The organism is Ureibacillus sp. FSL W7-1570, assembly GCF_038593265.1.
Taxonomy (GTDB): Bacteria; Bacillota; Bacilli; order Bacillales_A; family Planococcaceae; genus Ureibacillus; species Ureibacillus suwonensis.
This window is the reverse complement of sequence record NZ_CP151979.1, coordinates 2,394,294-2,420,000: the sequence shown is the minus strand read 5'-3', so window position 1 is coordinate 2,420,000 and position 25,707 is coordinate 2,394,294. Positions and strand designations below refer to the sequence as shown.

General features: G+C 39.3%; 23 protein-coding genes (1 of these 23 cut by a window edge). 16 read left to right on the top strand and 7 right to left on the bottom strand.

The annotated features are described in order from the left end of the window. A protein-coding gene (locus NST13_RS12140) for a transposase (RefSeq protein WP_027725900.1) crosses the window boundary here: on the top strand, window positions 1-870 show its 3' portion. Its footprint begins 333 nt before the window's first position; only the last 870 of its 1,203 coding nucleotides appear in the window; its start codon lies beyond the left edge, outside the window; its stop codon occupies window positions 868-870. Window positions 871-1,103: 233 nt separating this feature from the next. Continuing rightward, complete coding sequence (locus NST13_RS12135; protein ID WP_342580685.1) at window positions 1,104-2,756, top strand: IS1182 family transposase; 1,653 nt, start codon at window positions 1,104-1,106, stop codon at window positions 2,754-2,756. A 147-nt stretch (window positions 2,757-2,903) separates the two neighbouring features. Here NST13_RS12135 and gyrA read toward each other — a convergent pair whose 3' ends face one another. The 6 genes from gyrA to dnaA form a co-directional block, all read right to left on the bottom strand. Then, a complete protein-coding gene (gene gyrA / locus NST13_RS12130) occupies window positions 2,904-5,384 on the bottom strand; it encodes a DNA gyrase subunit A (RefSeq protein WP_342580684.1) in 2,481 nt (826 codons plus the stop codon). A 24-nt stretch (window positions 5,385-5,408) separates the two neighbouring features. Beyond that, window positions 5,409-7,334 (bottom strand): DNA topoisomerase (ATP-hydrolyzing) subunit B, encoded by a 1,926-nt coding sequence (gyrB, locus tag NST13_RS12125; RefSeq protein ID WP_208651106.1) that lies wholly within the window; start codon window positions 7,332-7,334, stop codon window positions 5,409-5,411. Between the two features lie 75 nt (window positions 7,335-7,409). Next, window positions 7,410-8,525: a DNA replication/repair protein RecF gene (gene recF, locus NST13_RS12120; RefSeq protein WP_342470747.1), complete on the bottom strand. Its 1,116-nt coding sequence runs from the start codon at window positions 8,523-8,525 to the stop codon at window positions 7,410-7,412. Beyond that, complete coding sequence (gene yaaA / locus NST13_RS12115) at window positions 8,522-8,752, bottom strand: S4 domain-containing protein YaaA (RefSeq protein WP_342470748.1); 231 nt, start codon at window positions 8,750-8,752, stop codon at window positions 8,522-8,524. Before yaaA ends, recF begins: the two co-directional genes overlap by 4 nt. Before the next feature lie 343 nt (window positions 8,753-9,095). After that, a complete protein-coding gene (gene dnaN / locus NST13_RS12110; protein WP_342470749.1) occupies window positions 9,096-10,238 on the bottom strand; it encodes a DNA polymerase III subunit beta in 1,143 nt (380 codons plus the stop codon). 169 nt (window positions 10,239-10,407) lie between these two features. Next, on the bottom strand, window positions 10,408-11,751 hold the full coding sequence (dnaA, locus tag NST13_RS12105; protein ID WP_342470750.1) for a chromosomal replication initiator protein DnaA: 1,344 nt from the start codon (window positions 11,749-11,751) through the stop codon (window positions 10,408-10,410). Between the two features lie 532 nt (window positions 11,752-12,283). On the opposite strand from dnaA, the gene rpmH reads away from it, so the two are divergent. The 11 genes from rpmH (at window position 12,284) to NST13_RS12050 (ending at window position 22,581) form a co-directional block, all read left to right on the top strand. Then, window positions 12,284-12,418, top strand: coding sequence for a 50S ribosomal protein L34 (rpmH, locus tag NST13_RS12100; RefSeq protein WP_208651115.1), 135 nt, complete (start codon window positions 12,284-12,286; stop codon window positions 12,416-12,418). Between the two features lie 62 nt (window positions 12,419-12,480). After that, entirely contained in the window at window positions 12,481-12,834 is a 354-nt protein-coding gene (rnpA, locus tag NST13_RS12095; RefSeq protein WP_342470751.1) for a ribonuclease P protein component, read from the top strand. 148 nt (window positions 12,835-12,982) lie between these two features. Continuing rightward, window positions 12,983-13,759 (top strand): membrane protein insertase YidC, encoded by a 777-nt coding sequence (gene yidC, locus NST13_RS12090; protein ID WP_342470752.1) that lies wholly within the window; start codon window positions 12,983-12,985, stop codon window positions 13,757-13,759. Then, the gene (gene jag, locus NST13_RS12085) at window positions 13,756-14,520 is read left to right on the top strand and encodes an RNA-binding cell elongation regulator Jag/EloR (protein WP_342580683.1); all 765 of its coding nucleotides are present in this window, start codon (window positions 13,756-13,758) and stop codon (window positions 14,518-14,520) included. The genes yidC and jag overlap by 4 nt, the downstream gene beginning before the upstream one ends. A 174-nt stretch (window positions 14,521-14,694) precedes the next feature. Continuing rightward, complete coding sequence (mnmE, locus tag NST13_RS12080; RefSeq protein ID WP_342580682.1) at window positions 14,695-16,080, top strand: tRNA uridine-5-carboxymethylaminomethyl(34) synthesis GTPase MnmE; 1,386 nt, start codon at window positions 14,695-14,697, stop codon at window positions 16,078-16,080. A gap of 37 nt (window positions 16,081-16,117) precedes the next feature. After that, on the top strand, window positions 16,118-18,010 hold the full coding sequence (gene mnmG, locus NST13_RS12075; protein WP_342470756.1) for a tRNA uridine-5-carboxymethylaminomethyl(34) synthesis enzyme MnmG: 1,893 nt from the start codon (window positions 16,118-16,120) through the stop codon (window positions 18,008-18,010). A gap of 87 nt (window positions 18,011-18,097) precedes the next feature. Then, complete coding sequence (gene rsmG, locus NST13_RS12070; RefSeq protein ID WP_342580681.1) at window positions 18,098-18,814, top strand: 16S rRNA (guanine(527)-N(7))-methyltransferase RsmG; 717 nt, start codon at window positions 18,098-18,100, stop codon at window positions 18,812-18,814. Window positions 18,815-19,115: 301 nt separating this feature from the next. Further along, the gene (gene noc, locus NST13_RS12065) at window positions 19,116-20,003 is read left to right on the top strand and encodes a nucleoid occlusion protein (RefSeq protein WP_342470758.1); all 888 of its coding nucleotides are present in this window, start codon (window positions 19,116-19,118) and stop codon (window positions 20,001-20,003) included. A gap of 193 nt (window positions 20,004-20,196) precedes the next feature. After that, complete coding sequence (locus NST13_RS12060) at window positions 20,197-20,958, top strand: AAA family ATPase (protein WP_342470759.1); 762 nt, start codon at window positions 20,197-20,199, stop codon at window positions 20,956-20,958. Beyond that, on the top strand, window positions 20,951-21,817 hold the full coding sequence (locus NST13_RS12055) for a ParB/RepB/Spo0J family partition protein (protein WP_342470760.1): 867 nt from the start codon (window positions 20,951-20,953) through the stop codon (window positions 21,815-21,817). Before NST13_RS12060 ends, NST13_RS12055 begins: the two co-directional genes overlap by 8 nt. Window positions 21,818-21,870: 53 nt before the next feature. Continuing rightward, complete coding sequence (locus NST13_RS12050) at window positions 21,871-22,581, top strand: DUF554 domain-containing protein (RefSeq protein ID WP_342470761.1); 711 nt, start codon at window positions 21,871-21,873, stop codon at window positions 22,579-22,581. Here the strand turns inward: NST13_RS12050 and yyaC are convergent. Next, window positions 22,498-23,127, bottom strand: a complete 630-nt coding sequence (yyaC, locus tag NST13_RS12045) for a spore protease YyaC (protein ID WP_342470762.1) — start codon at window positions 23,125-23,127, stop codon at window positions 22,498-22,500. The genes NST13_RS12050 and yyaC overlap by 84 nt on opposite strands. A 99-nt stretch (window positions 23,128-23,226) precedes the next feature. On the opposite strand from yyaC, the gene NST13_RS12040 reads away from it, so the two are divergent. The 3 genes from NST13_RS12040 (at window position 23,227) to ychF (ending at window position 25,650) form a co-directional block, all read left to right on the top strand. Continuing rightward, a complete protein-coding gene (locus NST13_RS12040; RefSeq protein ID WP_342580680.1) occupies window positions 23,227-24,183 on the top strand; it encodes a mechanosensitive ion channel family protein in 957 nt (318 codons plus the stop codon). After that, entirely contained in the window at window positions 24,164-24,361 is a 198-nt protein-coding gene (locus NST13_RS12035) for a DUF951 domain-containing protein (RefSeq protein WP_342471208.1), read from the top strand. Before NST13_RS12040 ends, NST13_RS12035 begins: the two co-directional genes overlap by 20 nt. A gap of 188 nt (window positions 24,362-24,549) precedes the next feature. Next, window positions 24,550-25,650, top strand: coding sequence for a redox-regulated ATPase YchF (ychF, locus tag NST13_RS12030; protein WP_342470764.1), 1,101 nt, complete (start codon window positions 24,550-24,552; stop codon window positions 25,648-25,650). The last annotated feature ends 57 nt before the right edge of the window (window positions 25,651-25,707 follow it).

Here is a 25,707-nt window from a genome sequence, read left to right as displayed (position 1 = left end):
GGACTTGTGAAAAGAATCTTTCAAGATCTCGTCCAGTTAGCTCAAGAGGAAGGAGTAATTGATGGAAAACATCAGGCTATCGACAGTGCCGCCATTGATGCTTATGAAAAGAAGCAGCCTAAGAAGCGAAGTGAACAAACAGGCAACGCCAATTGGGGGGCAAAGTTTGATTCCTTCGGTAATAAAATTACTTGGTTTGGCTATAAGATGCATCTTTCCGTTGACACCAAAAGTGAATTACCAATGGCGATTGAAGTAACCCCTGCTCATATCAACGATGGGGATGTCGCACCACAATTAATTGAACAAGTAAAGAGTTGTACAAACTCTAAAATTGATTTCCTGATAATGGATGGTGGGTACGACCAGCTAAAAAACTACGAATCCGCCAAGAACATCGGGGCTCAAGCTATTATTCCACTCAATTTGCGTAATGAAAAGGAGCCTCCCGAAGGAATTGCCTCCAATGGAACCCCACGCTGTTCGATGGGGTACGAAATGACTTATTGGGGCGCCAATAAGGATCAGCTCAAATTCAGATGTCCACACGCAACCGGAAAAGTGGATTGCCCATTAGGAATGGCAGCCTGTTCATCCTCCAACTATGGAATGGTAGTAAAAATTAACGTGAATAAGGATCTTCGCCGGTACTCTAATCCACACCGCGATTCCAAACGTTGGAAAGAACTTTACAATGAGCGAACCAGTGTAGAACGGTGCAATTCAAGAATGAAAAGTTATCTTACAGCGAACTCCCTGCATGTGTGGGGAATCGATAAAGTAAAAACTCATATTTACTTGAACGCCATCGTATTACTGGTTTCAGCTCTCGCAATGGCAAAAGAGAGTAAAAAGCAACAAACCGCTTAAAAAATTTTTAAAGCGAAAAATTCTGCAAGTACGCCCAAAAAAGGACAAACAGAATATTTGTAAACCAAAGATACAAAATGAGGCTGGGACAAAACCCCCTCTAAAATGGAAACAGCCCATGAAATTTTGGAATGAAATTTCATGGGCTGTTTTTCATTTTTTCAATAAAAAATAAGGACCTCTTCTGTTAAAATTAAGTTAGCACACAAAACCTAACAGAAAGAAGGGTCCTTATGTTCAAATATTATAACATGAATCAATTAGTTTTGCCTCTAGATTTAGAAATAAAATTACAAGAAAATGATATTGCCTTCCACATTCACCATTTAGTTGAAAGTATTCCAGATGAAGCCTTCCAGCCGTTTCTTCGAAATACAGGTTGTCCTGCTTATCATCCACGCATGATGCTAAAAATTATTTTGTGTGCCTATTCGCAGTCTGTCTTTTCAGGTCGAAAAATTGAAGCGCTATTAAAGGACAGTATACGAATGATGTGGTTGGCACAAGGATATGAACCAAGTTATCGGACGATCAATCGTTTTCGTGTGCATCCGGAAGTAAAAGAATTAATTCGTCAATGTTTTGTCCAATTCCGTTGCCAACTGGTGGAAGAAAAGTTAATCGATCAAGAAGCCATTTTTATCGATGGTACGAAGATTGAAGCGAATGCCAATAAATTTACTTTCGTATGGAAGAAATCCATTGAAAAATACAACCAAAACTTAATTGAAAAGTCCAATCAGTTATACAACGAACTATTAGAAAAAGAAATCATCCCTGAAATGGAGCGGGAAAATGAGGGAGAACTGTCCGTTGAAGAACTCGCTCAAATGGTGCAACAAGTCGATGAAGTCATTAAGGAATATGACCAAAAGATAGAAACATCGCCCGATGCCACAGAACGAAAAGCATTAAGAAGCGAACGAAAATATCCAAAACAAGCGTACAAACAATTAATAGACTTCATTCTACGAAAACAAAAATACCAAAAAGACTTGGACATCTTGGGGGAACGGAACAGTTATTCCAAAACAGACTTAGATGCGACGTTCATGCGAATGAAAGACGACTATATGAAAAACGGTCAATTGAAGGCTGGATACAACGTACAAATCGCAACAGAAGGTCAATACGCACTAGCTTATAGCATCTTTCCAAATCCTACTGATACACGTACATTAATTCCGTTCTTGAATAAGATAGAAAAGGATTATTTTCCGTTGCCAAAGTATATTGTCGCAGATGCTGGTTATGGTAGTGAACAAAACTATGAAGACATCCTTTCGAATCGAAAATGTGAGGCACTCATTCCATATACCATGTATGAGAAAGAACAAAAGAAGAAATATAAACAAAATCCATTTCATCCAGACAATTGGATGTACGACGAAGAAAGTGATACCTACATTTGTCCAAATCAGCAGCGAGTAACCTTCCGTTATCGTTCTGTACGTACAGATAAGACTGGTTTCAAACGAGAATTGAAAATCTATGAATGTGAAAACTGTTCAGGATGTCCATTTCGTTCATCATGCACAAAAGCAAAGGAAGGCAATCACCGAAAGGTCATGGTGAATGAAAAATGGGAACAACAAAAAGAATATGTAAGAGCGAAGCTTTCAGAAGAAAAAGCTGGTTCTATTTTCCGTCAACGTAAAATAGACGTAGAACCAGTTTTTGGATTCTTGAAGGCTAATTTGCGTTTCACTCGATTTTCCGTTCGAGGAAAATCGAAAGTGGAAAATGAAATGGGCATTGCCTTAATGGCCGTGAATTTACGAAAATACACGGCCAACAAAGATCAACTAACCAAAAATAATGGGGATAAATGGAAAAAGGAGAATTTGAGTTGGCTCAAATTCTCCTTTTTCCTATCTAGAAGCTAGTTTTGTCCCAGCCTCTTCTTTTAAAACTCTTTTTAATAAAAATCTAATTTTGCAAAACTCTCGAATAAAAAAACAGAAACATCATAATAAAGCGATGTTTCTGTTTAAGGAATTTATTCATGTTTTTATTTCATTTTCCTTTACATATCAGGCTTTATCATTTTCTTCTTTTTCTGTTATATCGTTTTCATCGGAATTTTCTTCTTTCTTCACTCTAGCTACTGTTGCCACGCATTCATCTTCGGCCAAGCGGATTAGCCGTACCCCTTGCGTATTTCTGCCGATACAAGATATATCATTCACGTCCATACGGATGAGTATGCCATTGTTTGTAATCAACATGATGTCTTCTGTGCCGTCCACGGTTTTTACCGCGCACATTGGGCCGTTTTTCTCTGTAATCTGAATCGTTTTTATGCCTACTCCACCCCGGTTTTGCAGGCGATATTCAGATTCAGGCGTCCGTTTTCCGTAACCTTTTTCAGTTACGACCAAAATATCTTGACCCGGTTCGACGATTTCCATACCGACTACCCAATCGCCTTCGCGAAGTTTAATACCGCGTACTCCGGCTGCGGTACGGCCCATTTCACGAATATCCTGTTCTTCAAAACGGATTAACATGCCGTTTCTGGTACCAATGACAACATGTTTTGAACCGTCTGTTAATCGGACAGAAATCAATTCATCATCTTCGTTCAAATGAATTGCAATTAAACCGTTATTGCGGATATTGGCAAATTGGGATAAAGAAGTGCGCTTTGTAATCCCCATTTTTGTCGTAAAGACGAAGAACGCATTTTCATCATATTCTTTTACACCAATCATCGCCGTAACTTTTTCTTCTTTCTCAAGATTTAACAAGTTAACGATTGGTAAACCTTTTGCTGTACGTCCGTATTCAGGGATTTCATATCCTTTTGCCCGATACACTTTCCCTTTGGAAGTGAAGAATAAAATGACGTCATGGGTAGATGTGAACAATAAATGTTCCACAAAATCATCTTCGTGGGTATTCATTCCTTGCACTCCGCGGCCGCCGCGTCTTTGACTGCGATATGTGTTGGCCGCCAATCTCTTAATATATCCTCTATGGGTCAATGTAACGACGGAATCTTCCCTTGGGATCAAATCTTCATCTTCAATCATTTCCGGACCGCCGGGAGCAATTTCAGTTTTGCGTTGGTCATTATATTTTTCTTTAATTTCTAACAGTTCTTTTTTAATAATGTCAATAATTTTTGACTCATCAGCTAAAATGGCTTTTAATTCGCCTATAAGTTTTTGCAAATCATGATATTCATTCTCTATTTTTTCTCTTTCCAGTCCGCTCAAACGAACGAGGCGCATATCGAGGATGGCTTGTGCTTGTTTTTCCGATAAGTTAAAGCGCTCCATTAAAATGGGTTTTGCTTCTTCTCCTGTGCGAGAAGAACGAATGATATTGATGATTTCATCGATATGATCAAGAGCAATGCGCAAGCCCTCTAAAATATGTGCCCGATCTTCCGCTTTCTTCAATTCATATTGAGTACGGCGGGTGATGACTTCTTTTTGATGTTCTAAATATTGATAAAGCACTTCTTTTAAACTTAATACTTTTGGTTGGCCGTGAACGAGGGCAAGCATGTTCACGCTAAAATTCATTTGCATGGCCGTTTGTTTGTATAAGTTGTTCAACACCACATTGGCATTGGCATCTTTTCTTACTTCTATAACAATCCGCATGCCCCGGCGGTCAGATTCATCACGAAGATTGGAAATTCCTTCGATTTTTTTATCCCGAACGAGCTCAGCAATTTTTTCAATTAACTTCGCTTTATTCACTTGATATGGAATTTCTGTTACAACAATGGTTTCTTTTCCAGTCGAACTTGTTTCAATTTCCACTTTTGCACGCACAACAATTGTGCCACGTCCTGTTTCATAAGCGCGACGAATTCCGCTTCGTCCTAAAATAATCCCGCCTGTCGGAAAATCTGGCCCTGGAATAATTTCCATCAACTCATCTGTTGTAATTTCAGGATTTTCCGCTACTGCGATAACCGCATCAATTGTTTCTCCCAATTGATGCGGAGGAATATTTGTTGCCATACCAACAGCAATTCCTGAAGCTCCGTTTACGAGCAAGTTAGGGAACCGAGAAGGCAATACTTTTGGTTCCTTTTCAGTTCCGTCATAGTTTGGATCATAATCAATCGTATCTTTATTGATATCCCGAAGCATCTCCATCGCAATTTTTGACATGCGGGCTTCCGTATAACGCATGGCAGCAGCGCCGTCTCCATCAACTGAACCAAAGTTGCCATGTCCATCCACTAAAACGTAACGATAGCTAAAGTCCTGCGCCATCCGCACAAGTGCATCATAGATGGAAGAGTCTCCGTGGGGATGGTATTTCCCCATTACATCTCCTACGATGCGGGCACATTTTTTATACGGTTTATCTGAATGGTTTCCCAATTCATACATGCCGTAAAGAATACGGCGTTGAACAGGTTTCAAGCCGTCTCTCACATCCGGCAGGGCACGGGAAACAATGACGCTCATTGCATAATCTAAAAAAGATTTTTGAACTTCTTCGCTAATTTTCACTTGTTTGATTTCTGAATTAATATTTTCAGCCATGGATGAGCCCTCCTTTCATGCATATTAAACGTCTAGATTTTCAACATATACTGCATTTTCTTCAATAAATTGTCTACGGGGCTCTACTTCATCGCCCATTAGTTGTCTAAAGATTTGATCGGCTTTAATGGCATCATCCAATTGGATTTGAAGCAACGTACGTCTTTCTGGATCCATCGTTGTTTCCCATAGTTGTTCAGCATTCATTTCTCCTAAACCTTTATATCGTTGAATTGTAGGTTTTGGATTATCTGGAAGGCGTTTTAAAATTTCCTGAAGTTCTTCATCTGAATAACAGTACTCTACATGCTTTCCTTGCTTTACTTGATAAAGAGGCGGTTGGGCAGCATATACATATCCTGCTTCGATAAGCGGACGCATGAATCGGAAGAAGAATGTTAGCAATAGAATGCGGATATGTGCTCCATCGACATCAGCATCGGTCATAATGATGATTTTATGATATCGGGCTTTTTCTAGATCAAATTCATCCCCGATACCTGTACCAAAGGCTGTGATCATGGCGCGAATTTCCGCATTGGATAAAATGCGGTTTAAATTGGCTTTTTCCACATTTAAAATTTTTCCGCGCAAAGGCAAGATGGCTTGGAAGTAACGGTCACGACCTGATTTAGCCGATCCGCCCGCTGAATCCCCTTCGACAATGAAAATTTCAGATTCTGCCGGATTTGTAGAAGTACAGTCAGCAAGCTTCCCTGGTAAATTTGAAATTTCCAACGCTGATTTTCTTCTTGTAAATTCCCGGGCTTTTTTGGCCGCAACACGAGCTCTAGCAGCCATTATTCCTTTTTCAACAATTTTTCTAGCAATCGATGGATTTTCTAATAAAAATCGTTCAAAGCTTTCCGAAAAGATTTGGTTTGTAATGGCACTTACTTCCGAATTTCCTAATTTCGTTTTTGTTTGCCCTTCAAATTGAGGATTCGGATGTTTTACAGATATAATGGCAGTTAAACCTTCGCGGACATCTTCACCTGTTAAATTTGCATCGTTATCTTTAATCATGCCGCTTTTTCGTGCATATTCATTAATGACACGAGTCAAAGCCGTTTTAAACCCAGATTCATGGGTACCGCCTTCATAAGTGTTGATATTATTTGCAAAGGAATAAATGTCAGTGGAGTATCCCGCATTATATTGCAATGCAATTTCAACGGAAATTCCATCCTTTTCCCCCATAATATCAATCGTTTCATGAATCGGCTCTTTCGACTCATTTAGATGCTCTACATACTCTCGAATTCCGCCTTCGTAATAATAAGTATCAGAATGCACTTCATCCCCGCGCTCATCTGTCAATGTCAGCCTAATGCCGCGGTTTAAATAAGCCAGTTCACGCAAGCGGGTTGCCAATGTCTCGTAATCATATACAGTCGTTTCCTTAAAAATTTCCGGATCCGCTTTAAAACGTGTTGTCGTTCCAGTTTCATCTGTATCTCCCAACACTTTTAGCGGTACAACCGTATTCCCTCTAGCAAACTTAATATAATAAATATGACCATCCCGTTTTACATACACTTCAGTTTCTTCGGAAAGCGCATTTACTACAGAAGCTCCAACACCATGCAAACCTCCGGAAACTTTATAGCCGCCGCTTCCAAATTTTCCTCCAGCGTGGAGTACAGTCATAATTACTTCAACGGCAGGAATACCCATTTTTTCATGGATGCTTACCGGTATCCCCCTGCCGTTATCTTCCACACGAATCCAATTATCTTTTTCTATCGTTACATGAATTTTATCGCAATAACCAGCTAATGCTTCATCAATACTATTGTCTACAATCTCCCACACTAAATGGTGTAAACCTTTTGAATTTGTTGAACCAATATACATTCCTGGACGTTTGCGGACAGCTTCTAATCCTTCTAAAACTTGTATTTGTTCAGCATCATAATTTCCCTGAACTTTACTATCTTCTAAAGCCACCACGTTCACCTACTCTTTCATACCCTAGTATGCATTTATTTCATCACATAAAATCCTATAAAATCCAATGATCAACTATTCAGTCTCTATTTTTCCTTGTTTCACGTGAAACATTTTCGCATGTTGTAATGTCTCATGGTGAATTCCATCAACACTTGTAGTTGTCACAAATGTTTGTACTTCCCCTTGAATCGTATTCAGCAAATGTGATTGACGGAAATCATCCAATTCTGACAATACATCATCCAAAAGCAATATAGGTGATTCTCCTGTTTCTTGCTTAATTAATTCAATTTCAGCCAACTTTAAAGAAAGGGCAGTTGTCCTTTGTTGTCCTTGCGATCCATAAACCTGAACATCATAATCGTTGACTAAAAATTGCAAGTCATCACGATGAGGTCCGATGAGTGTCAGGCCCCTTTCCATTTCCTTTTCTTTCACTTGAGCGAATTTTTCCGCTAAGTATGTAGATATATCGGTGATGGACCAATCTTTATCAATTCCTTTGGTTGTGAAGTATTTTATTTTTAACTTTTCCATTCCTTGAGAGATGCCGGAATGGATCTTTTCCGCCCATTCCTGTAATAGATCAACAAATTCAAAACGCTTACGAATAATTTGTACAGCGGATTGAATATATTGTTCTGTGTAAATATCAAATAATACTTCATCGATTTTTTGTTTTTCTTGATAACTTTTCAATAACTGGTTTCTCTGCTTTAAGAGCTTATGGAAATTCAGCAGTTCATGCAAATAAACGGGGGAAATTTGGCCAATTTCCATATCAATAAAACGTCTGCGCACTTGCGGACTTCCTTTTACGATGTTCAAGTCCTCCGGCGCAAACATGACAACGTTAATTTGACCTATATAGTTACTTAGTTTCGATTGTTCAATATGGTTAACTTTTCCCTTTTTCCCTTTTTTAGTAATTAAAAGCTCCAAAGGAAAGCTAACATGTCGTTTTTTGATTTCCCCTTTTATTTTACCATAGTCTGTTTCCCAACGTATCAATTCTTTATCATTGCTCGTCCGGTGGGATTTGGCCATCGCCAATACATAGATGGATTCTAAAATATTCGTCTTTCCTTGGGCATTTTCTCCAATGAGGACATTGATTTTTGGAGAAAACTCTAAATTGAGAGATTCATAATTGCGGTAATTGGTAAGTTGTAAACGTTCAATAATCATTCCTTTTCTCCGTTCTTGTTTACAATTACATATCTTCCACAACCAGGAATATTGATGAAATCGCCATGTCTTAATTTTCGTCCACGTCGTCTTTCAATTTCACCGTTGACATACACATTGTTTTCTTCCAAATACCATTTGGCCATACCACCAGAGCCGATCACATTGGTCACTTTCAACACCTGACCGAGCGTGATGAATTCCGTGTCAATAACTAATTCATTCAAATAAATTCAGCCTCCGTTAAACGAACATCTATCAATTAATCTTACCTTAATTTTCGCCAATAAGCCAGAAAAGCAACGGATGCCTACCTTAATTTTTGACGAAAAGCTTCTAATTCAAACCTTTATTCATGCTTACATACTTCTCCAATCAGAATTAAAAAACGAATATTAAAATCGTTTCAACTAAAATTTTTTGATTTTTAGTATAAAAAAAGTTTCACAACATATAATGTCGTAAAACCTGCCGCCAAATCCCGTGTTTTAATGAAAGACCCAATACGTTTTGAGTAAAAAAAATGTGTAGACAAGCCTGAAATTCGGCTATATCTACACTTTTCAAAAATTAATATGTTCTCACCGGCAGTATCAACTGAAGGATGGCATCATCATTCACTGAACGTAGAATGAATGGTCTCATTGCACCGGTAAATTGAATGATTACTTCCTGCCCTTGCCCATCAATCGCTTTTAATGCTTCCATCATGTATTTTGCACTAAATGAAATAACCAGTTCTTCACCTTCGTTTGAGTGAACCGGAATTTGTTCTTCCACTTTTCCGATTTCCGGTGAATTGGATGAAATTTTCACACCTTCATCTTCCAATGTTTCAAAACGGACAACGTTGTTCCGATCTTCTCTGGCCACAAGAGAGGCGCGGTCAATTGCTTGCAATAATGTTTTTCCATCCAACGTAATATTGGTTTTGAATTCCGTTGGTATTAAGCGGGAAGTATCCGGATAATTTCCTTCCAGCAAACGGGAGAAGAATAATACGTGATCCGTTTTGAATAAAATTTGTTGGTTGGACATTGTGATTTCAACAGGATTGCTTGTTTCATCCAAAATTTTATTCAATTCATTGAGACTTTTTCCAGGAATGACGATTGACTCAATATCGCCCGGTAAAGTTTCCAGTTTCACTTTTCTCCGCGCCAAACGATGGCTATCTGTTGCAACACAGATCAATTCGTCGTTTTCTATCATCCATTTTACCCCTGTGAGCACAGGTCTGCTTTCGCTTGTTGCAACCGCAAATACTGTTTCGCGAATAATCGCTTTCAATAAATCGGCCGGTATTTCGAATTTATTATCGTTGGAGATCTCCGGCAATAACGGATATTCGGATGCATCCAAACCGATCAAATGGAATTCCGTTTTTCCTGAGCGAATATGAGTTTGAAAATCATTCACCACTTCGATTTCAACATCATTTGTAGGAAGTTTTCTTACGATTTCGTTGAACATTCGGGCTTGTAAAACGATGGATCCAGTTTCCACAATGTTGATAATTTGATCGCCGTTTTCTTCGGCTGGAATAAATGTTTGGATGGTGATATCTGCATCTGATCCTGTCAACAGAATGCCGTTGTTTCTGACATCTATTTTTATCCCGGTCAGGATAGGGATCGTTGTTTTGGAACTGATGGCTTTTGTTACATCATTTAGCCCATCCAACAGTCGATCTCGCATGATTTCAAATTTCATCGTCATACCTCACTTATTAAATTATTATTTTTTAAAATAAAAAGAGTAGGAATAGTAATAGTCGCTGTGGATTTGTGGATAAGCGTGATTTTTTCTGTTCAGACAACATATCCACATGTTAATACATTGTGAATAACCCTGTAAAAGAAAATGAAGGTTATCCACAACCTTATTTGCCAAGCATGCTGCGAATCCGCTTGATTTCTTCCTGCAGATGTTGATCCACTTTTAACAATTTTTCAATCTTCTCATGAGCATGAATAACCGTTGTGTGATCTCTTCCACCAAATTCTTCCCCAATTTTAGGCAAAGAAAAATCCGTTAATTCTCTTGATAAATACATCGCCACTTGTCGGGGGAATGCAATGGATTTTGTGCGTTTTTTTGAAGTGAAATCCTCTAATCGGATATTGAAATGTTCCCCCACAACCTTTTGAATGTCCTGAATTGTTACTGTTTTTGGTTTTGTGTTAGGCATTATGTCTTTTAACGCTTCTTGTGCCAATTCTACGGTGATGTCCTGATTAACTAAAGACGAATAAGCGACGACACGAATCAATGCTCCTTCCAGCTCGCGAATATTCGTGTCAATTTGGTTTGCTATGTAATGCATCACTTCATTCGGTATATCAAGTCCATCCGCTTTTGCCTTTTTGCGCAAGATCGCTATCCGCGTTTCCAGATCCGGAGGGGTGATGTCCGTAATCAATCCCCATTCAAACCGTGAGCGCAGGCGATCTTCCAATGTCGGAATTTCTTTTGGTGGACGGTCACTGGAAATGACGATTTGTTTTGATTCCGTATGCAATGTATTGAATGTGTGGAAAAATTCCTCTTGAGTTGATTCTTTTCCAGCCAAAAATTGAATATCATCAATTAATAATACATCCACGTTGCGATATTTGTTTCGGAAGTCTTCGGCCTTATTATCCCGGATTGAGTTGATGAACTCATTTGTAAATTTTTCTGAAGATAAATAGACCACTTTCGCATTTGGATTATGTTCAAGAACATAATGGCCGATTGCATGCATTAAATGGGTTTTTCCTAAACCAACCCCACCGTAAATGAACAATGGATTGTAGGCTTTGGCAGGTGCTTCCGCAACCGCGAGAGATGCTGCATGGGCGAAACGGTTGCCAGAACCGATGACAAAGGTATCAAAGGTATATTTAGGATTAAGCATGCTATGTGGGCTTTCTTGAGGCTCATTTGACTTCGTTTGAATGACCGGTGCCGGAATATCAAAATCATCGTTGTCCTGATCCTTTTGAACAACAAATTTAATATACAGATCTTCTCCGGTTAATTCGGACAAGATTCCCGCAATTAAATGTACATAGTGGTTTTCGAGCCATTCACGCGCGAAAGAAGTGGGCGCCGCGATTGTCACATTATTTCCTTTGTAAGAGAGCAATTTAGTCGATTTTAACCACGTCTCAAAGCTTGGTTTTGAAATTTGTTGCTCTACTCGGGCCAGGACCTTGCTCCATAACTCGTCTAAATGTTCCAAGCTTGTGACTCCTTTACTAAATATTTTTTTACAGTTTATATGAAAAACGGATCCATCATTTATTATTAAAACACAAAATCACAACCTGTGGATAACTTTTTCCATAGGTTGTGTTTATTTTTATCCACAGGTTATTAACAGTTGGGGATAAAATATTTCCCAAGATACTTTTCCACAAGGTAAAGCACAATTATCCTATCAAAAAAATTAAGCAGTTTCAATAGCTCCATAAACTTATCCACATTATTCATACGAATCCGTAAATTTTTTTCCACAAGGTATGTTTATGTGAAAAAGTTGTCAATAACAATTGTGGATAAAAAAATGGTGAAAAAAATTATCCACAATCCTTGTGATTATCTACAACTATTCTGTGGATAATTTATTAAAATATTTTGAAAATATCCCAAGGGGTTTTTTCACTTTCCTGTAATTAATCGCTATTTGACAATCTGAATGTAGTTTTTATATAATAGTCAGGTCTATATGTAAAAATTGAAACTGAACAATCACTTTGGAGGTGTAAATATAGATGAAACGCACATATCAACCATCAAAACTTAAGCGCAAAAAAGAACACGGATTCCGTAAACGCATGAGCACAAAAAACGGTCGTAAAGTTTTAGCAGCACGTCGTCGTAAAGGAAGAAAAGTATTATCTGCATAAGTCCACTGATTCTTCAGTGGTCTTTTTTTTCTCAATTTTAGAAAAGAAAAGCAGGTGATCGAGTGAGGAAGCGCCAGAGGATAAAGAAAAATAAAGAATTTCAGCAAGTGTTTAAAGAAGGGAAATCTTACGCAAATCGCCAGTTTGTCATATATTGTTTGCCAAAGGAAGGACAAAAGGAATTTCGAATCGGCCTTTCGGTGGGAAAAAAAATCGGGAATGCCGTTACACGGAATCAAGTGAAGCGCTATATCCGACAAGTTTTTTTTGAATTAAAAGATGAAATCCGTCAAGATATGGATTATGTCATTATCGCCAGATTGCCGGCGGCCGATTTAAATTACCATGAAACGAAAAAAAGTTTGGAACATGTATTAAAAATTTCTAAGGCATTGAATAGAAGAAAAGAGGAATAAGGTAATTTTCCTTCGCTTTGTAAGCGCCATCAATTTTGTGCCGATGGAAATGAAACTATCTGTGGAGCAAAGGCGTAAAATCATGGTAAAATAGCTGAAGATGATGAAAAAAAGAAGAAAGATCTGTAAAACTGTAGGAGGAGCAGCGTTGAAAAAAAAATATTGGATACTGTTAACCTTATCTATAGCCACCATCTTGCTTAGCGGCTGTACCGAATATCGCGAACCGATTTCAGAAGACAGCGAAGGTTTTTGGAATCAATTTATTGTTTGGCCGATCGTCTCCATTATCAAATATTTCTCAGATCTATTAGGATCTTATGGATTGGGAATTATCGCTGTCACAATTATCATTCGATTGGCAATTCTTCCGCTCACAATAAAACAGGTGCAGAGTTCGAAAAAAATGCAGGAACTGCAACCAAAAATGCAGGAACTTCAAAAGAAATACAGTTCAAAAGATGCTGTAACACAACAAAAATATCAACAAGAATTGATGGAATTAATGAAAACAAGCGGCGTCAATCCAATGATGGGCTGCTTACCTGCTTTGATTCAAATGCCGATCATCATCGGACTCTATCATGCGATCAGCCGGATGAATGTGACACCGGAGTTTGAACTTGGCACGTTTCTCGTTTTCCCATTGGCGGAACCAAGTATTGTTCTAGCTATTGCGGCCGGCGTCATCCAATATATTGTATTAATGACTGGTCCGGCGGTGGACAATCCTCAAATGAAAATGATGTTATATATTATGCCTCTGATGATCATTGGATTTGGTATGGCCTTACCGGCGGCATTGTCATTATATTGGGTGGTCGGAAATATTATTTCAGTAGTGCAAAATATCTTTATTTATAAGAAACCTTGGGAAAAGAAGGAATCTGAAAAACCTGCGACAACTGGAGGAGCGAAAAAGTGAAACAAATAACACAAACTGGCTCAACGAAGGATGAAGCAATCGCTTTAGCGTTACAACAGCTTGGGGCGACACGGGATCAAGTGGAAATAGAGGTATTGCAAGAAGCAAAAAAGGGGTTTTTGGGATTTGGTGCCCGTCCTGCAGAGGTTCGGGTAACTTTAATTGAACCTTTGACAGAAGAAAAAGAAATTCAAGAAGAAATCCCATCGGAAAAGGATGAACCGGAAACAGTTGTTGAAGCGGTTGAACCAAATGAAATAAAGGGCGAGAATGCAATACAAACAATGGATGAGGTTCAGGAAGATTACGCTGATCCTATCGAAAGTACCGTTCAATATTTGACAGACATCGCAAAAGCATTGGGAATTAACGATTTGAAAATTGAAACGGAAACGGAAGGTAAAACGATTCTTTTCAAACTGGAAAGTGAAAAGGCGGCACTCCTTATTGGAAAACACGGAAGCAATTTAAATGCTTTGCAACAATTAACCCAATTGGTTGTAAGCAAAAATGCAAAATCATATGTGACGGTAAGTCTGGATGTTGAAAACTATCGCGAGCGCCGTCAAATTGCTTTGGAGCAATTGGCTGAGCGAATGGCGGACAAGGCAATCCGGACAGGAAAAAAAGTTGCATTGGAACCGATGCCTTCTTACGAACGGAAAATTATCCATAATGCTTTAGCGAATCGGTTGGATGTGGAAACATATTCGGAAGGCGTGGAACCGAATCGCCATCTAGTCATCGAACCGGTGAAATAAATTTGATCTATCGAAAAGATAGATCTTTTTTTTTGGCTGTTTTTTGATGAAACAAAACTATCCACATGTGGAAAAGTTACTATACTTTCGATTTAATGTGATTTGTGTTAATCTATTTTGTTAGTGAGAAGTTCGGAAAGTATCCACATGTGGATAGGTAAAGGAGTGAATGAATTGGAAACAGATACAATTGCTGCGATATCCACACCGATGGGAGAAGGGGCCATTGCCATCGTTCGTTTAAGCGGGGATGAAGCCGTTCAAATAGCGGATAAAATATTCAAATCCCCCAATAATAAAAAATTACAAGACCAACCAACTCATACAATTCATTACGGCCATCTAATCGATCCGAAAACGGAAAAAGCGGTGGAAGAAGTGATGGTATCGGTCATGAGGGCTCCGAAAACATTCACACGTGAGGATGTTGTGGAAATCAACTGTCACGGGGGAATTGTTTCCGTTAACCGGGTGTTGAACCTTGTGTTAAGAAATGGAGCACGTCTGGCTGAACCTGGCGAATTTACGAAGCGCGCTTTCTTAAATGGACGTATTGACTTATCGCAAGCTGAAGCGGTGATGGATTTAATCCGGGCAAAAACGGACCGAGCGATGAATATTGCCCTTAATCAAATGGAAGGAAAACTCTCAAAATTAATTAAAGAGTTGCGACAAGCGTTGATTGAAACATTGGCCCATGTGGAAGTGAACATCGATTATCCGGAATATGATGATGTGGAAGAAATGACCGTTCCAATGTTGCTTGAAAAATGTACATGGGTGCGGGATGAAATAAAAAAATTACTTCAAACCTCCAGCCAAGGGAAAATATTGCGTGAAGGCTTGTCAACGGTGATTTTGGGAAGACCGAATGTGGGAAAATCATCGCTATTAAATACATTGGTGCAAGAAAATAAAGCCATTGTCACAGATATCGCAGGGACAACTCGTGATATTATAGAAGAGTATGTCAACATCCGCGGTGTCCCTTTACGTTTAGTGGATACGGCCGGAATTCGTGAAACCGAAGATATCGTTGAACGGATAGGGGTGGAAAGATCCCGGCAGGTGTTAAAAGAAGCGGATTTGATATTACTTGTATTAAATGGTGCTGAACCATTGACAGAGGAAGATGAACGTTTATTTGAGACGATACGGAACATGAATTTTATCGTCGTTGTCAATAAAACCGATTTGCCGCAGCGGATCGATTTGGAAAAAGTGAAGGCCCTTGCAAACGGCAGAAGAATGGTAACGACTTCTTTATTAAAAGAAGAAGGCGTGGAGGAATTGGAAGAAGCGATCGCTGAATTGTTCTTTGAAGGGCAGATCGAATCCGATGACTTAACGTATGTTTCCAATGCACGGCATATTTCCGTATTGCAAAAGGCATTGGATGCCATTGAAGATGCCATTCAATCGGCCGAAGCCGGCGTGCCCGTGGATATTGTCCAAATCGATGTGACGAGAACGTGGGAATTGCTCGGTGAAATTATCGGTGACACCGTTCATGAAAGTTTGATTGATCAGTTGTTCTCACAATTCTGTTTAGGAAAATAAATTGAAACTTACGAATAGAAGGGAAGATTTTTTCGGCATGACAAATTACGAAGCAGGAATTTATGATGTCATAGTGGTCGGTGCCGGTCATGCTGGTGTGGAAGCAGCCCATGCTGCTGCAAAAATGGGGGCAAAAACCCTCATGTTGACAATCAGCTTGGAAAATATCGCTTTTATGCCTTGTAATCCATCCATCGGCGGTCCTGCAAAAGGGATTGTCGTACGGGAAATTGATGCATTGGGCGGTTTAATGGGGAAAGTCATTGATAGAACTCATGTTCAAATGAGAATGTTGAACACCGGAAAAGGTCCGGCGGTTCGGGCATTGCGGGCTCAAGCGGATAAAGTGTTATACCAACGCGAAATGAAACGCGTCTTGGAAAAACAGGAGAACCTTCATATCCAACAAGCGATGGTGGAAGAGTTAATTATTGAAGATGGAGAAGTAAAAGGGGTTATTACAAGAACAGGCGGAGTTTTCCGGGGAAACGCGGTCATTTTGACAACAGGGACGTATTTGCGCGGAGAAATTATCATCGGTGATATCAAATATTCTAGCGGACCTAACAACATGCAGCCTTCCATTAAGCTTGCCGATCAATTAAAAGAGTTGGGCTTTGACATTGTGCGCTTTAAAACGGGGACACCGCCTCGCTTAAACGGAAGAACGGTTGATTATAGCAAAATGGAAATTCAACCGGGTGATGATGTACCAAGGGCATTCAGCTATGAAACGACGGAATATATTATGGATCAAATCCCATGCTGGTTGACGTATACATCACCGGAAACCCATGAGATCATCAACAGCAATTTGGATAAAGCACCGATGTTTACGGGTCTCATTACAGGTCCTGGCCCAAGATATTGTCCATCCATCGAAACAAAGGTCGTTCGTTTCAATGATAAACCCCGTCATCAAATCTTTATTGAACCGGAAGGACGGGAAACGGATGAAGTCTATGTGCAAGGTTTATCAACGAGCATGCCGGAAGATATTCAATTGAAGATGATCGCTTCCATTCCTGGATTGGAAAATGCCCAAATGATGCGTCCTGGTTACGCCATCGAGTATGATGCGATTGTTCCGACCCAATTGTGGCCAACCCTTGAAACAAAGCGGATCAAACACCTTTATACAGCCGGCCAAATCAATGGTACAAGCGGCTACGAAGAGGCGGCTGGCCAAGGAATCATTGCAGGAATCAACGCAGCAGCTAAAGTATTGGGAAAAGAAGAACTCATTTTGAAACGTTCAGAAGCCTATATCGGCGTGTTAATTGATGATTTGGTGACGAAAGGGACAAATGAGCCATACCGCTTGCTGACATCCCGTGCAGAATATCGCCTTCTTCTCAGACATGACAATGCAGACCTGCGCTTAACAGATATCGGTTATAAAGTGGGATTAATTTCAGAAGAACGTTATCAAAAATTCTTGAAAAAGAAAGAACAAATCGTAAATGAAATGGCCCGTCTCCGTGAAGTGATCATCAAACCGAATGAGAAAACGCAAGAAGTGATCCGTTCCGTTGGCGGTTCGGAATTAAAAGACGGTATCCGCGCGGCTGACTTGTTGAGACGCCCTGAAATGACTTATGACTTGGTGGCAACACTTACGCCGCCGGAAGAAGAATTAAGCGAAGAAGTAAAAGAGCAAGTGGAAATCCAAATCAAATATGAAGGTTACATCCAAAAAGCATTGCAACAAGTGGAACGTCTTCATAAATTGGAAAGCAAAAAAATACCTGAAGATATCGATTATGATGATGTGCCAAACTTGGCCTCCGAAGCCCGTGAAAAATTAAAAGAAGTGCGTCCGTTAACCATTGCCCAAGCTTCACGGATATCCGGAGTGAATCCGGCCGATATATCCATTTTGCTTGTGTACATTGAACAAGGAAAAATTGCAAGAATCAGCAACTCTTAACAAAATAAAGCGTTCGAGCAATCTTTATCTCGAACGCTTATTTGTTATATGCATAATAGAAAAACACTATTTGAAAAGGAGCAAGAAATGAACGAGCAACTTTTTATCCAAAGCTTAAAAGATAACGGGATTGAGTTGAACGGAACACAGGTCGAACAGTTTCGCAAATATTTTGAAATTCTTGTTGAATGGAACGAAAAAATGAATTTAACGGCCATTACCGATTTGGAAGGGGTATATTTAAAGCATTTTTATGACTCCATCAGTGCCGCTTTTTACTTTGACTTTACAAAAGTCGAAACCCTTTGCGATGTTGGGGCAGGTGCCGGATTCCCAAGCATTCCGCTGAAAATCTGCCACCCTCATTTAAAGGTCACGATTGTGGATTCTTTAAATAAACGCATTACATTTTTAAATCATTTAAGTGAACAATTAAACTTGGACAATTGCCATTTTGTCCATGCGAGAGCGGAAGAATTCGGTCAAAATCCAGCCTATCGTGAACAGTTTGATATTGTCACAGCAAGAGCCGTGGCCCGATTGAATGTGCTTTCGGAACTTTGCATTCCTCTGGCAAAAGAGGGCGGATATTTTCTTGCATTAAAAGCGGCTGCTGCCGATGAAGAGTTTAAAGAAGCGAAAAAAGCCATCCAAGTGCTCGGGGCAACTTTGAAAGAAAAATTTGATTATCATTTGCCAATTGAACATAGTGAACGAACAATCTTTGTTTTTGAAAAAATCAAAAAAACACCAAAAAAATATCCAAGAAAACCCGGTGTACCAAACAAATCGCCGATCAAATAAGGCAATTGCGTCAATCTCCTTTTAATTGTCCCATAATTCTTTTCGGTTAAAAGGAAATTTCATGTATAATTATTAATTAATTATAGTAGGCCAATAATAGATTCAACCATTCTATTTCTTTAGATTCTGGATGGATCGTTTCACGTGAAACTTATTTAATAGATCCGGGACTGGAAAAATATAATTTATATTATTCATGACGATTTCATAGATTTTACTTCTATTAGACTCTGTACAAAACATATAGAATATTAAATAATAAAATATAGTGCAGATAGTTTCCAAAAGGTGGTGCCATTGAATGAAAAGTCCTTTTTCACGATTTTTTGGAGGCGGAGAAAAACTGGCTTCTGAAAAAAAAAGTGAAATAGAATTGGAAGATAAAGAGAAAAAGCATTCGGAAGAAGTAGTAAAAATTCCGATTGATCAAATTGTACCGAACCGATATCAGCCACGCACAGTTTTTGATGAAGAGAAAATTGAAGAATTATCTCGGACGATTCATACCCATGGAGTGATTCAACCAATCGTCGTTCGCCGTCTGGAAGATAACCGATACGAAATTATTGCGGGAGAAAGACGGTACCGTGCGATAAAAAAATTGAACTGGACGGAAGTACCTGCAATTGTTCGGGATTTAAATGATAAAGAAACCGCATCAATCGCGTTAATTGAAAACTTGCAACGGGAAGAATTGACGGCAATTGAAGAAGCTTTGGCTTATCAGCAGCTGATTGAGCTTCATCATTTGACGCAGGAAGCGCTGGCTCAACGCCTTGGAAAAGGGCAATCCACCATTGCAAATAAATTAAGGCTTTTAAAATTGCCGAAATATGTTCAAGACGCCATTTTAAAGCGGGAAATTACCGAGCGGCATGCGCGGGCGTTAATCGGCATCAAAGATGAAGAATTGCAAATGAAGTTGGTTGATTTAATCAAGGAAAATGATTGGAACGTTCGCCAACTTGAGGAATATATTCAGCAATTCACGAAAGCGAATGAAACGGAAGAAGAGAAAAAAGCGAAACCAAAACGCAAAGCAATCAGCAAAGATATCCGCATTGCGTTAAATACAATCAAACAATCTTTATCGATGGTATCAAAAAGCGGAATCCATATAAAAACGGAAGAAGAAGATACGGAAGATTATTATCAAATCACAGTGAAAATCCCTAAGAAAAAATCGTGATGGTTTCACGTGAAACGGAAGGTCGTCTCTTTATGACAGGAGGCGGCCGCTTTTTCTATATAAAATTTTTCAGAAATAATAGCATATAGAATACAACTTGGTTATAAATTTGATAGAATGAAAGAGGTAAAAAAATTATCATTGTACAATAGATTATCAATCATTTGATAAAGATGAAAGCAGGTGCACAAAATTGGGAAGAATTATTGCAATCGCCAACCAAAAAGGCGGTGTTGGTAAAACGACAACATCAGTGAATTTGAGCGCTTGCCTTGCTTATTTAGGAAAAAAAGTATTGCTGATTGACATCGATCCTCAAGGAAATGCGACAAGCGGAGTCGGCATAAGCAAAGGGGAAACATCCAGCTGTATATATGATGTACTGATCGATGATGAAGATGTAAAAAAAGTCATACAACAAACGAAAGTAGAAAATTTATATGTCATACCGGCCACGATTTCATTGGCAGGAGCAGAAATCGAACTAGTTTCCACCATTTCACGGGAAGTGCGTTTAAAACACGCATTGGAAGACATCAAAAGTGATTATGATTATATCATTATAGATTGCCCTCCATCTTTAGGCTTGTTGACAATCAACGCCTTGACAGCCTCCGATGCAGTCATCATTCCAGTTCAATGTGAATATTACGCCTTAGAGGGTCTCAGTCAATTATTATCAACGGTCAGATTGGTACAAAAACATTTAAATCCAAGTTTGACAATTGACGGTGTTTTATTGACGATGTTGGATGCTCGCACAAATCTGGGACTCCAAGTCATTGAGGAAGTAAAAAAATATTTCCAGGATAAAGTTTATAAAACTATCATTCCTCGAAATGTCCGGTTAAGCGAAGCACCAAGTTTTGGAGAACCGATTATCATCTATGATCCGAAATCTCGCGGCGCTGAAGTGTATTTAGAGTTGGCAAGGGAAGTGATTAAAAATGGCTAGAGGACTAGGAAAAGGGATAGGAGCTCTATTTCCTTCTGAAACGTTGGAGTCCATTCAAAAAGATGAACATGTTGAAAAAATTCCATTGCAAAAACTTGTAGCGAACCCGTTTCAACCACGGAAGAAATTTGATGATGAAGCGATTGGGGAATTGGCTCAATCCATTCGAGAACACGGCATCATCCAACCCATCGTAGTAAGAAAAAAAGGGAAAAAATATGAAATTGTCGTAGGAGAACGCAGATACCGCGCGGCAAAATTGGCAAACTTGGAAGAAATCCCGGCAATTATTAAAGAAATGACAGAAGAACAGATGATGGAACTGGCAATCTTGGAAAATTTACAGCGAGAAGACTTGACACCAATTGAAGAAGCGGAGGCCTATCAAAATTTGATTGAGAAATTAAATTTCACGCAGGATGATTTGGCCAAACGGTTAGGGAAAAGCCGTCCGCATATCACAAATATGATCCGATTGCTCCAATTGCCGGAAGAAGTAAGGCAAATGCTGAATGAGGGCCAACTTTCAATGGGTCACGGAAGGGCGTTATTAGGTTTAAAAAATAAAAGACAAATGATTGAGGTAGCGAAGAAAACGATTAATCAATCATTGAATGTACGCCAATTGGAAGCATTGATTAAACAATTGAATGAAAATGTTTCACGTGAAACAAAAAAGAAGACTCCGAAAAAGGATATTTTTGTCCAGGCTACTGAATCACAGTTAAGAGAATTCTTTGGAACAAATGTTCAAATAAAGAAAACAAAAAACAAAGGAAAAATCGAGATTGAATTTTACTCGGAAGATGATTTGGAACGAATTTTGGAAATATTAAATTTGGATCATGATGAGATGTAATAAGGGCGCCAGTTACGGCGCTCTATTTTTACAGAGAAAGAGGATCACTACATATGGTACTGTTTGGAACAATCGTTAATGCATTATTGATTATCATCGGTTCGATCATCGGCCGCTTTCTGGGCAATTTGCCGGAAAAAATGAAAAGCACTTTGCTTTCCATTATTGGCTTGGCTGTGGCTTTGCTGGGGATCCAAATGGGATTGGAAACGAGCAACTTTATTATCTTGATTTTCAGTTTGGTCGTTGGAGCAATTATAGGGGAATGGATTGATTTGGATTCCCTATTCAACAGATTTGGAAAATGGATGGAAAGTATAATTGTCAAAAATAAAGAATCAAACAGCAACATAGCAGAAGGATTCATTACAGCATCCCTTATTTTTGTCATTGGCTCAATGGGTATCATCGGTGCGTTGGACAGCGGATTAAGAAATGATCATGATATCCTCATTACCAAAGGAATTATTGACGGTTTTACATCCATTATCTTGACATCGACATTAGGGATGGGAGTATTATTGTCAGCTTTTCCGGTGTTGATTTATCAAGGCTTGATCGCCGTTTTTTCCGGATTGATCAGTAAATATATCCCTGAAGCGGCATTGAATCTTTTTATTCAAGAAATGACCGCAACGGGCGGCGTCATGATTTTGGCGATTGGCTTAAACATTGCAGGATTAACGAAAATTCGGATAGCCAATTTGCTTCCAGGCATTGTTGTAGTGGCCGTCATGGTTGCCATATTGTTTCCTTTTCAATAGATGACGTTGATAAGCAAGGAGCATCGCCCGGGCAATTTTATGGCTCATTGAATAAGTGACATGTAATCGGGTGTTTTGCAAAACAAGCATTTCCATAAACCCTCCCACGTTGACCACGCCTTTAATGGAAATGTCACCGATGGGAGGCAATTCTTTATTGACCGCTTTTCCAGGAAATAGAGGGCCTTGTTCCACAATGATTTGACCGATGCTTTTTTCCCTGCCAAGGCAAGCGTCAATAGCTACGACAAAAGGAAAAGTGGTCATTTGTTGTAATTCCTTGACAGTCAATGATAAATTGGTAGCATGAAGAGGATTTTCCAACGTTCCAATGATTCTGAATGGAAAATGATAATTGGAGAGCAAACTTCCCGTTAACGGTCCTAATGCATCACCGGTTGAGCGATCTGTACCGATGCAGCAAAAAACGAGATTCTCATGTTCAAAAGGGATATGCTGTAAAAACAATTCGCTTAAACGCCAGATTGCTCCGGTTTCTTCATAATGAATGGCCGTTTTCAGTGGTTCTTTGGAGATATTTTGCATACAATTCCTACTTTCATTTTATGTTTTAATCATGGAATGCCTATATTATTTTTTAGAAGTATAACCATTAATTTACTTTTATATTCCAGAGGTGGGAAAATGTCGGAAGATAAGGTAGAAATTGTGGAAACCGTGGAAAATGAAACAAAAGATTTTGTAAGTATCAGCCAAAAAATATGGGAATATTTTTCAAGCGAACAGTTTTGGGATTTCATTGTCGGTGCATCTATCAAAATCCTAGCCATTATGTTGGTTTCTTATATCGTTGTATTTATAGGAAAACGCATTATTGCGCGATTTTTTAAACTCAGAATGAAATCGCCATTAAAATATTCTGAACGAAGGCAAAAAACGCTCTTAAAATTGTCGCAAAGCGTGTTGTCTTACATCGTTTACTTTTCAGCGATCATCGGCGTATTGTCTTCATTGAATATCAATGTGGCAGGTTTGCTTGCCGGAGCAGGGATAGCCGGCCTTGCCATCGGTTTTGGCGCTCAAAACTTGGTCAAAGATGTGATTACCGGATTTTTCATTATTTTTGAAGATCAGTTCGGTGTCGGAGATTACGTTCGAATCAATTCTGCAAGCGCAGCGGAAGGGACCGTTACGGAAATCGGGTTAAGAACGACAAAAATAATTGGTTCAACCGGGGAAGTTTATATTATTCCGAACGGGCAGATTACGGAAGTGGTCAACTTTTCTTTGAACAACTCAAAAGCAATCATCGATATGCAAGTCGGCATTGAAGCGGATGTTGAAAAAATTGAAAAATTGGTGACGGAATATTTAAAAACGTTGCCTTCCAAATATGAAGAGTTGGTGGATGTACCGAAATTCGTTGGTGTCCAAAATGTGGCGGGGGCGGAAATGACGATTCGCATCACTGCCGAAACAAAACCTCAACAGCATTATGGCATCGCAAGAATCATTCGGAGAGATGTCAAAAAGATATTAGAGAAAAATGGAATTCCAATGGCTTATCCAAAAATGATGATATATGATTCTAGTAAAGCAATGTCGAGGGGAGATGAGAATGATGGAGACAAAAACGTTTAAATTGAATGACATTGTGGAAATGAAAAAGCCGCATCCATGCGGAACCAACGCCTGGAAAATTATCCGTATGGGGGCAGATATCAGAATCAAGTGTCAAGGATGCGGCCACAGTGTATTATTGCCTCGCAGGGAATTTGCGAAAAAAATGAAAAGGGTCATTCAAGAAGCGGAAGAATAATGTTTTCTCCAAAAATCATCAAAAAATGGCATCGTTCTGTTGATTATCCCCACCCAGCATCTTCAACGTGGGGATTTCATCATTTTGGGAAAAATGAATGGAAAATAGACTTTTTATGCCGAAATCCATATAATTAACACTAGTGTAAAAATAATAGTCATGTTTCTTATAAGAAAGGTAGTGAGTCGATGTCACTAACAGCTGGAATTGTCGGTCTGCCGAACGTAGGAAAGTCTACATTATTTAATGCGATTACAAAAGCGGGCGCCCTCGCGGCGAACTATCCTTTTGCGACAATTGATCCAAATGTGGGCGTTGTAGATGTGCCAGACCCTCGATTAGACAAACTGACAGAACTTGTAAAACCTCAGAAGAAAGTTCCAACATCTTTTGAATTTACAGATATTGCCGGTATCGTCAAAGGCGCTTCCAAAGGGGAAGGGTTAGGAAATAAATTCCTTTCCCACATTCGGGAAGTGGACGCGATTTGCCAAGTAGTGCGTTGTTTTGATGATGAAAACATCACCCACGTGGCAGGAAAAGTTGATCCAATAGCAGATATTGAAGTCATCAACTTGGAGCTGATTTTAGCCGATTTGGAATCGGTGGATAAACGTCTTCAAAGAGTAAGTAAAATCGCCAAACAAAAAGATAAAGACGCAATGATGGAAGAGCCGATTTTAATCAAAATCAAAGAAGCTCTTGAAAATGAAAAGCCGGCCCGCTCTGTGGAATTGACGGAAGATGAGAAAAAAGTAATCAAAGGATTGAATTTATTAACATTAAAGCCGATGCTTTATGTGGCAAACGTTTCGGAAGATGAAGTGGCGAATGCGGATGACAATGAATATGTAAAGCAAGTCCGCGCCTATGCAGAAGCGGAAGGCTCAAAGGTCATAACGGTTTGTGCAAAAATTGAGGAAGAAATTGCCCAATTAGATGAAGAGGAAAAGAAAATGTTCCTTGAAGAATTGGGTATCAAAGAATCAGGATTAGATCAGTTGATTCGCGCCGCTTATGATTTGCTTGGCCTTGCCACATACTTCACGGCGGGGGAAAAAGAAGTCCGCGCTTGGACATTCAAAAAAGGGATGAAAGCGCCGGAATGTGCAGGTATCATTCACTCCGACTTTGAACGCGGCTTCATCCGGGCGGAAACGGTTTCCTTTGAAGATTTATTGGCGGCAGGCTCTATGCAACAAGCGAAAGAACAAGGAAAAGTGCGCCTGGAAGGAAAAGACTACGTCGTGCAAGACGGCGATATCATGTTATTCCGATTCAATGTGTAATGAAAGCAAAGTGGAATTTACGTTAGGAGGAAGTAATGAACCCCTTAACCGTAAATC

What these genes read in the sequence shown, in the direction of transcription:
- ychF (WP_342470764.1), top strand. Translation starts at nt 24,550, where the DNA reads ATGTCACTAACAGCTGGAATTGTCGGTCTGCCGAACGTAGGAAAGTCT.
- dnaN (WP_342470749.1), bottom strand. Translation starts at nt 10,238, where the DNA reads ATGAAATTTGAAATCATGCGAGATCGACTGTTGGATGGGCTAAATGAT.
- NST13_RS12050 (WP_342470761.1), top strand. Translation starts at nt 21,871, where the DNA reads ATGGTACTGTTTGGAACAATCGTTAATGCATTATTGATTATCATCGGT.
- yyaC (WP_342470762.1), bottom strand. Translation starts at nt 23,127, where the DNA reads ATGCAAAATATCTCCAAAGAACCACTGAAAACGGCCATTCATTATGAA.
- mnmG (WP_342470756.1), top strand. Translation starts at nt 16,118, where the DNA reads ATGACAAATTACGAAGCAGGAATTTATGATGTCATAGTGGTCGGTGCC.
- rsmG (WP_342580681.1), top strand. Translation starts at nt 18,098, where the DNA reads ATGAACGAGCAACTTTTTATCCAAAGCTTAAAAGATAACGGGATTGAG.
- NST13_RS12135 (WP_342580685.1), top strand. Translation starts at nt 1,104, where the DNA reads ATGTTCAAATATTATAACATGAATCAATTAGTTTTGCCTCTAGATTTA.
- NST13_RS12055 (WP_342470760.1), top strand. Translation starts at nt 20,951, where the DNA reads ATGGCTAGAGGACTAGGAAAAGGGATAGGAGCTCTATTTCCTTCTGAA.
- noc (WP_342470758.1), top strand. Translation starts at nt 19,116, where the DNA reads ATGAAAAGTCCTTTTTCACGATTTTTTGGAGGCGGAGAAAAACTGGCT.
- gyrA (WP_342580684.1), bottom strand. Translation starts at nt 5,384, where the DNA reads ATGGCTGAAAATATTAATTCAGAAATCAAACAAGTGAAAATTAGCGAA.
- recF (WP_342470747.1), bottom strand. Translation starts at nt 8,525, where the DNA reads ATGATTATTGAACGTTTACAACTTACCAATTACCGCAATTATGAATCT.
- NST13_RS12035 (WP_342471208.1), top strand. Translation starts at nt 24,164, where the DNA reads ATGGAGACAAAAACGTTTAAATTGAATGACATTGTGGAAATGAAAAAG.
- NST13_RS12040 (WP_342580680.1), top strand. Translation starts at nt 23,227, where the DNA reads ATGTCGGAAGATAAGGTAGAAATTGTGGAAACCGTGGAAAATGAAACA.
- rpmH (WP_208651115.1), top strand. Translation starts at nt 12,284, where the DNA reads ATGAAACGCACATATCAACCATCAAAACTTAAGCGCAAAAAAGAACAC.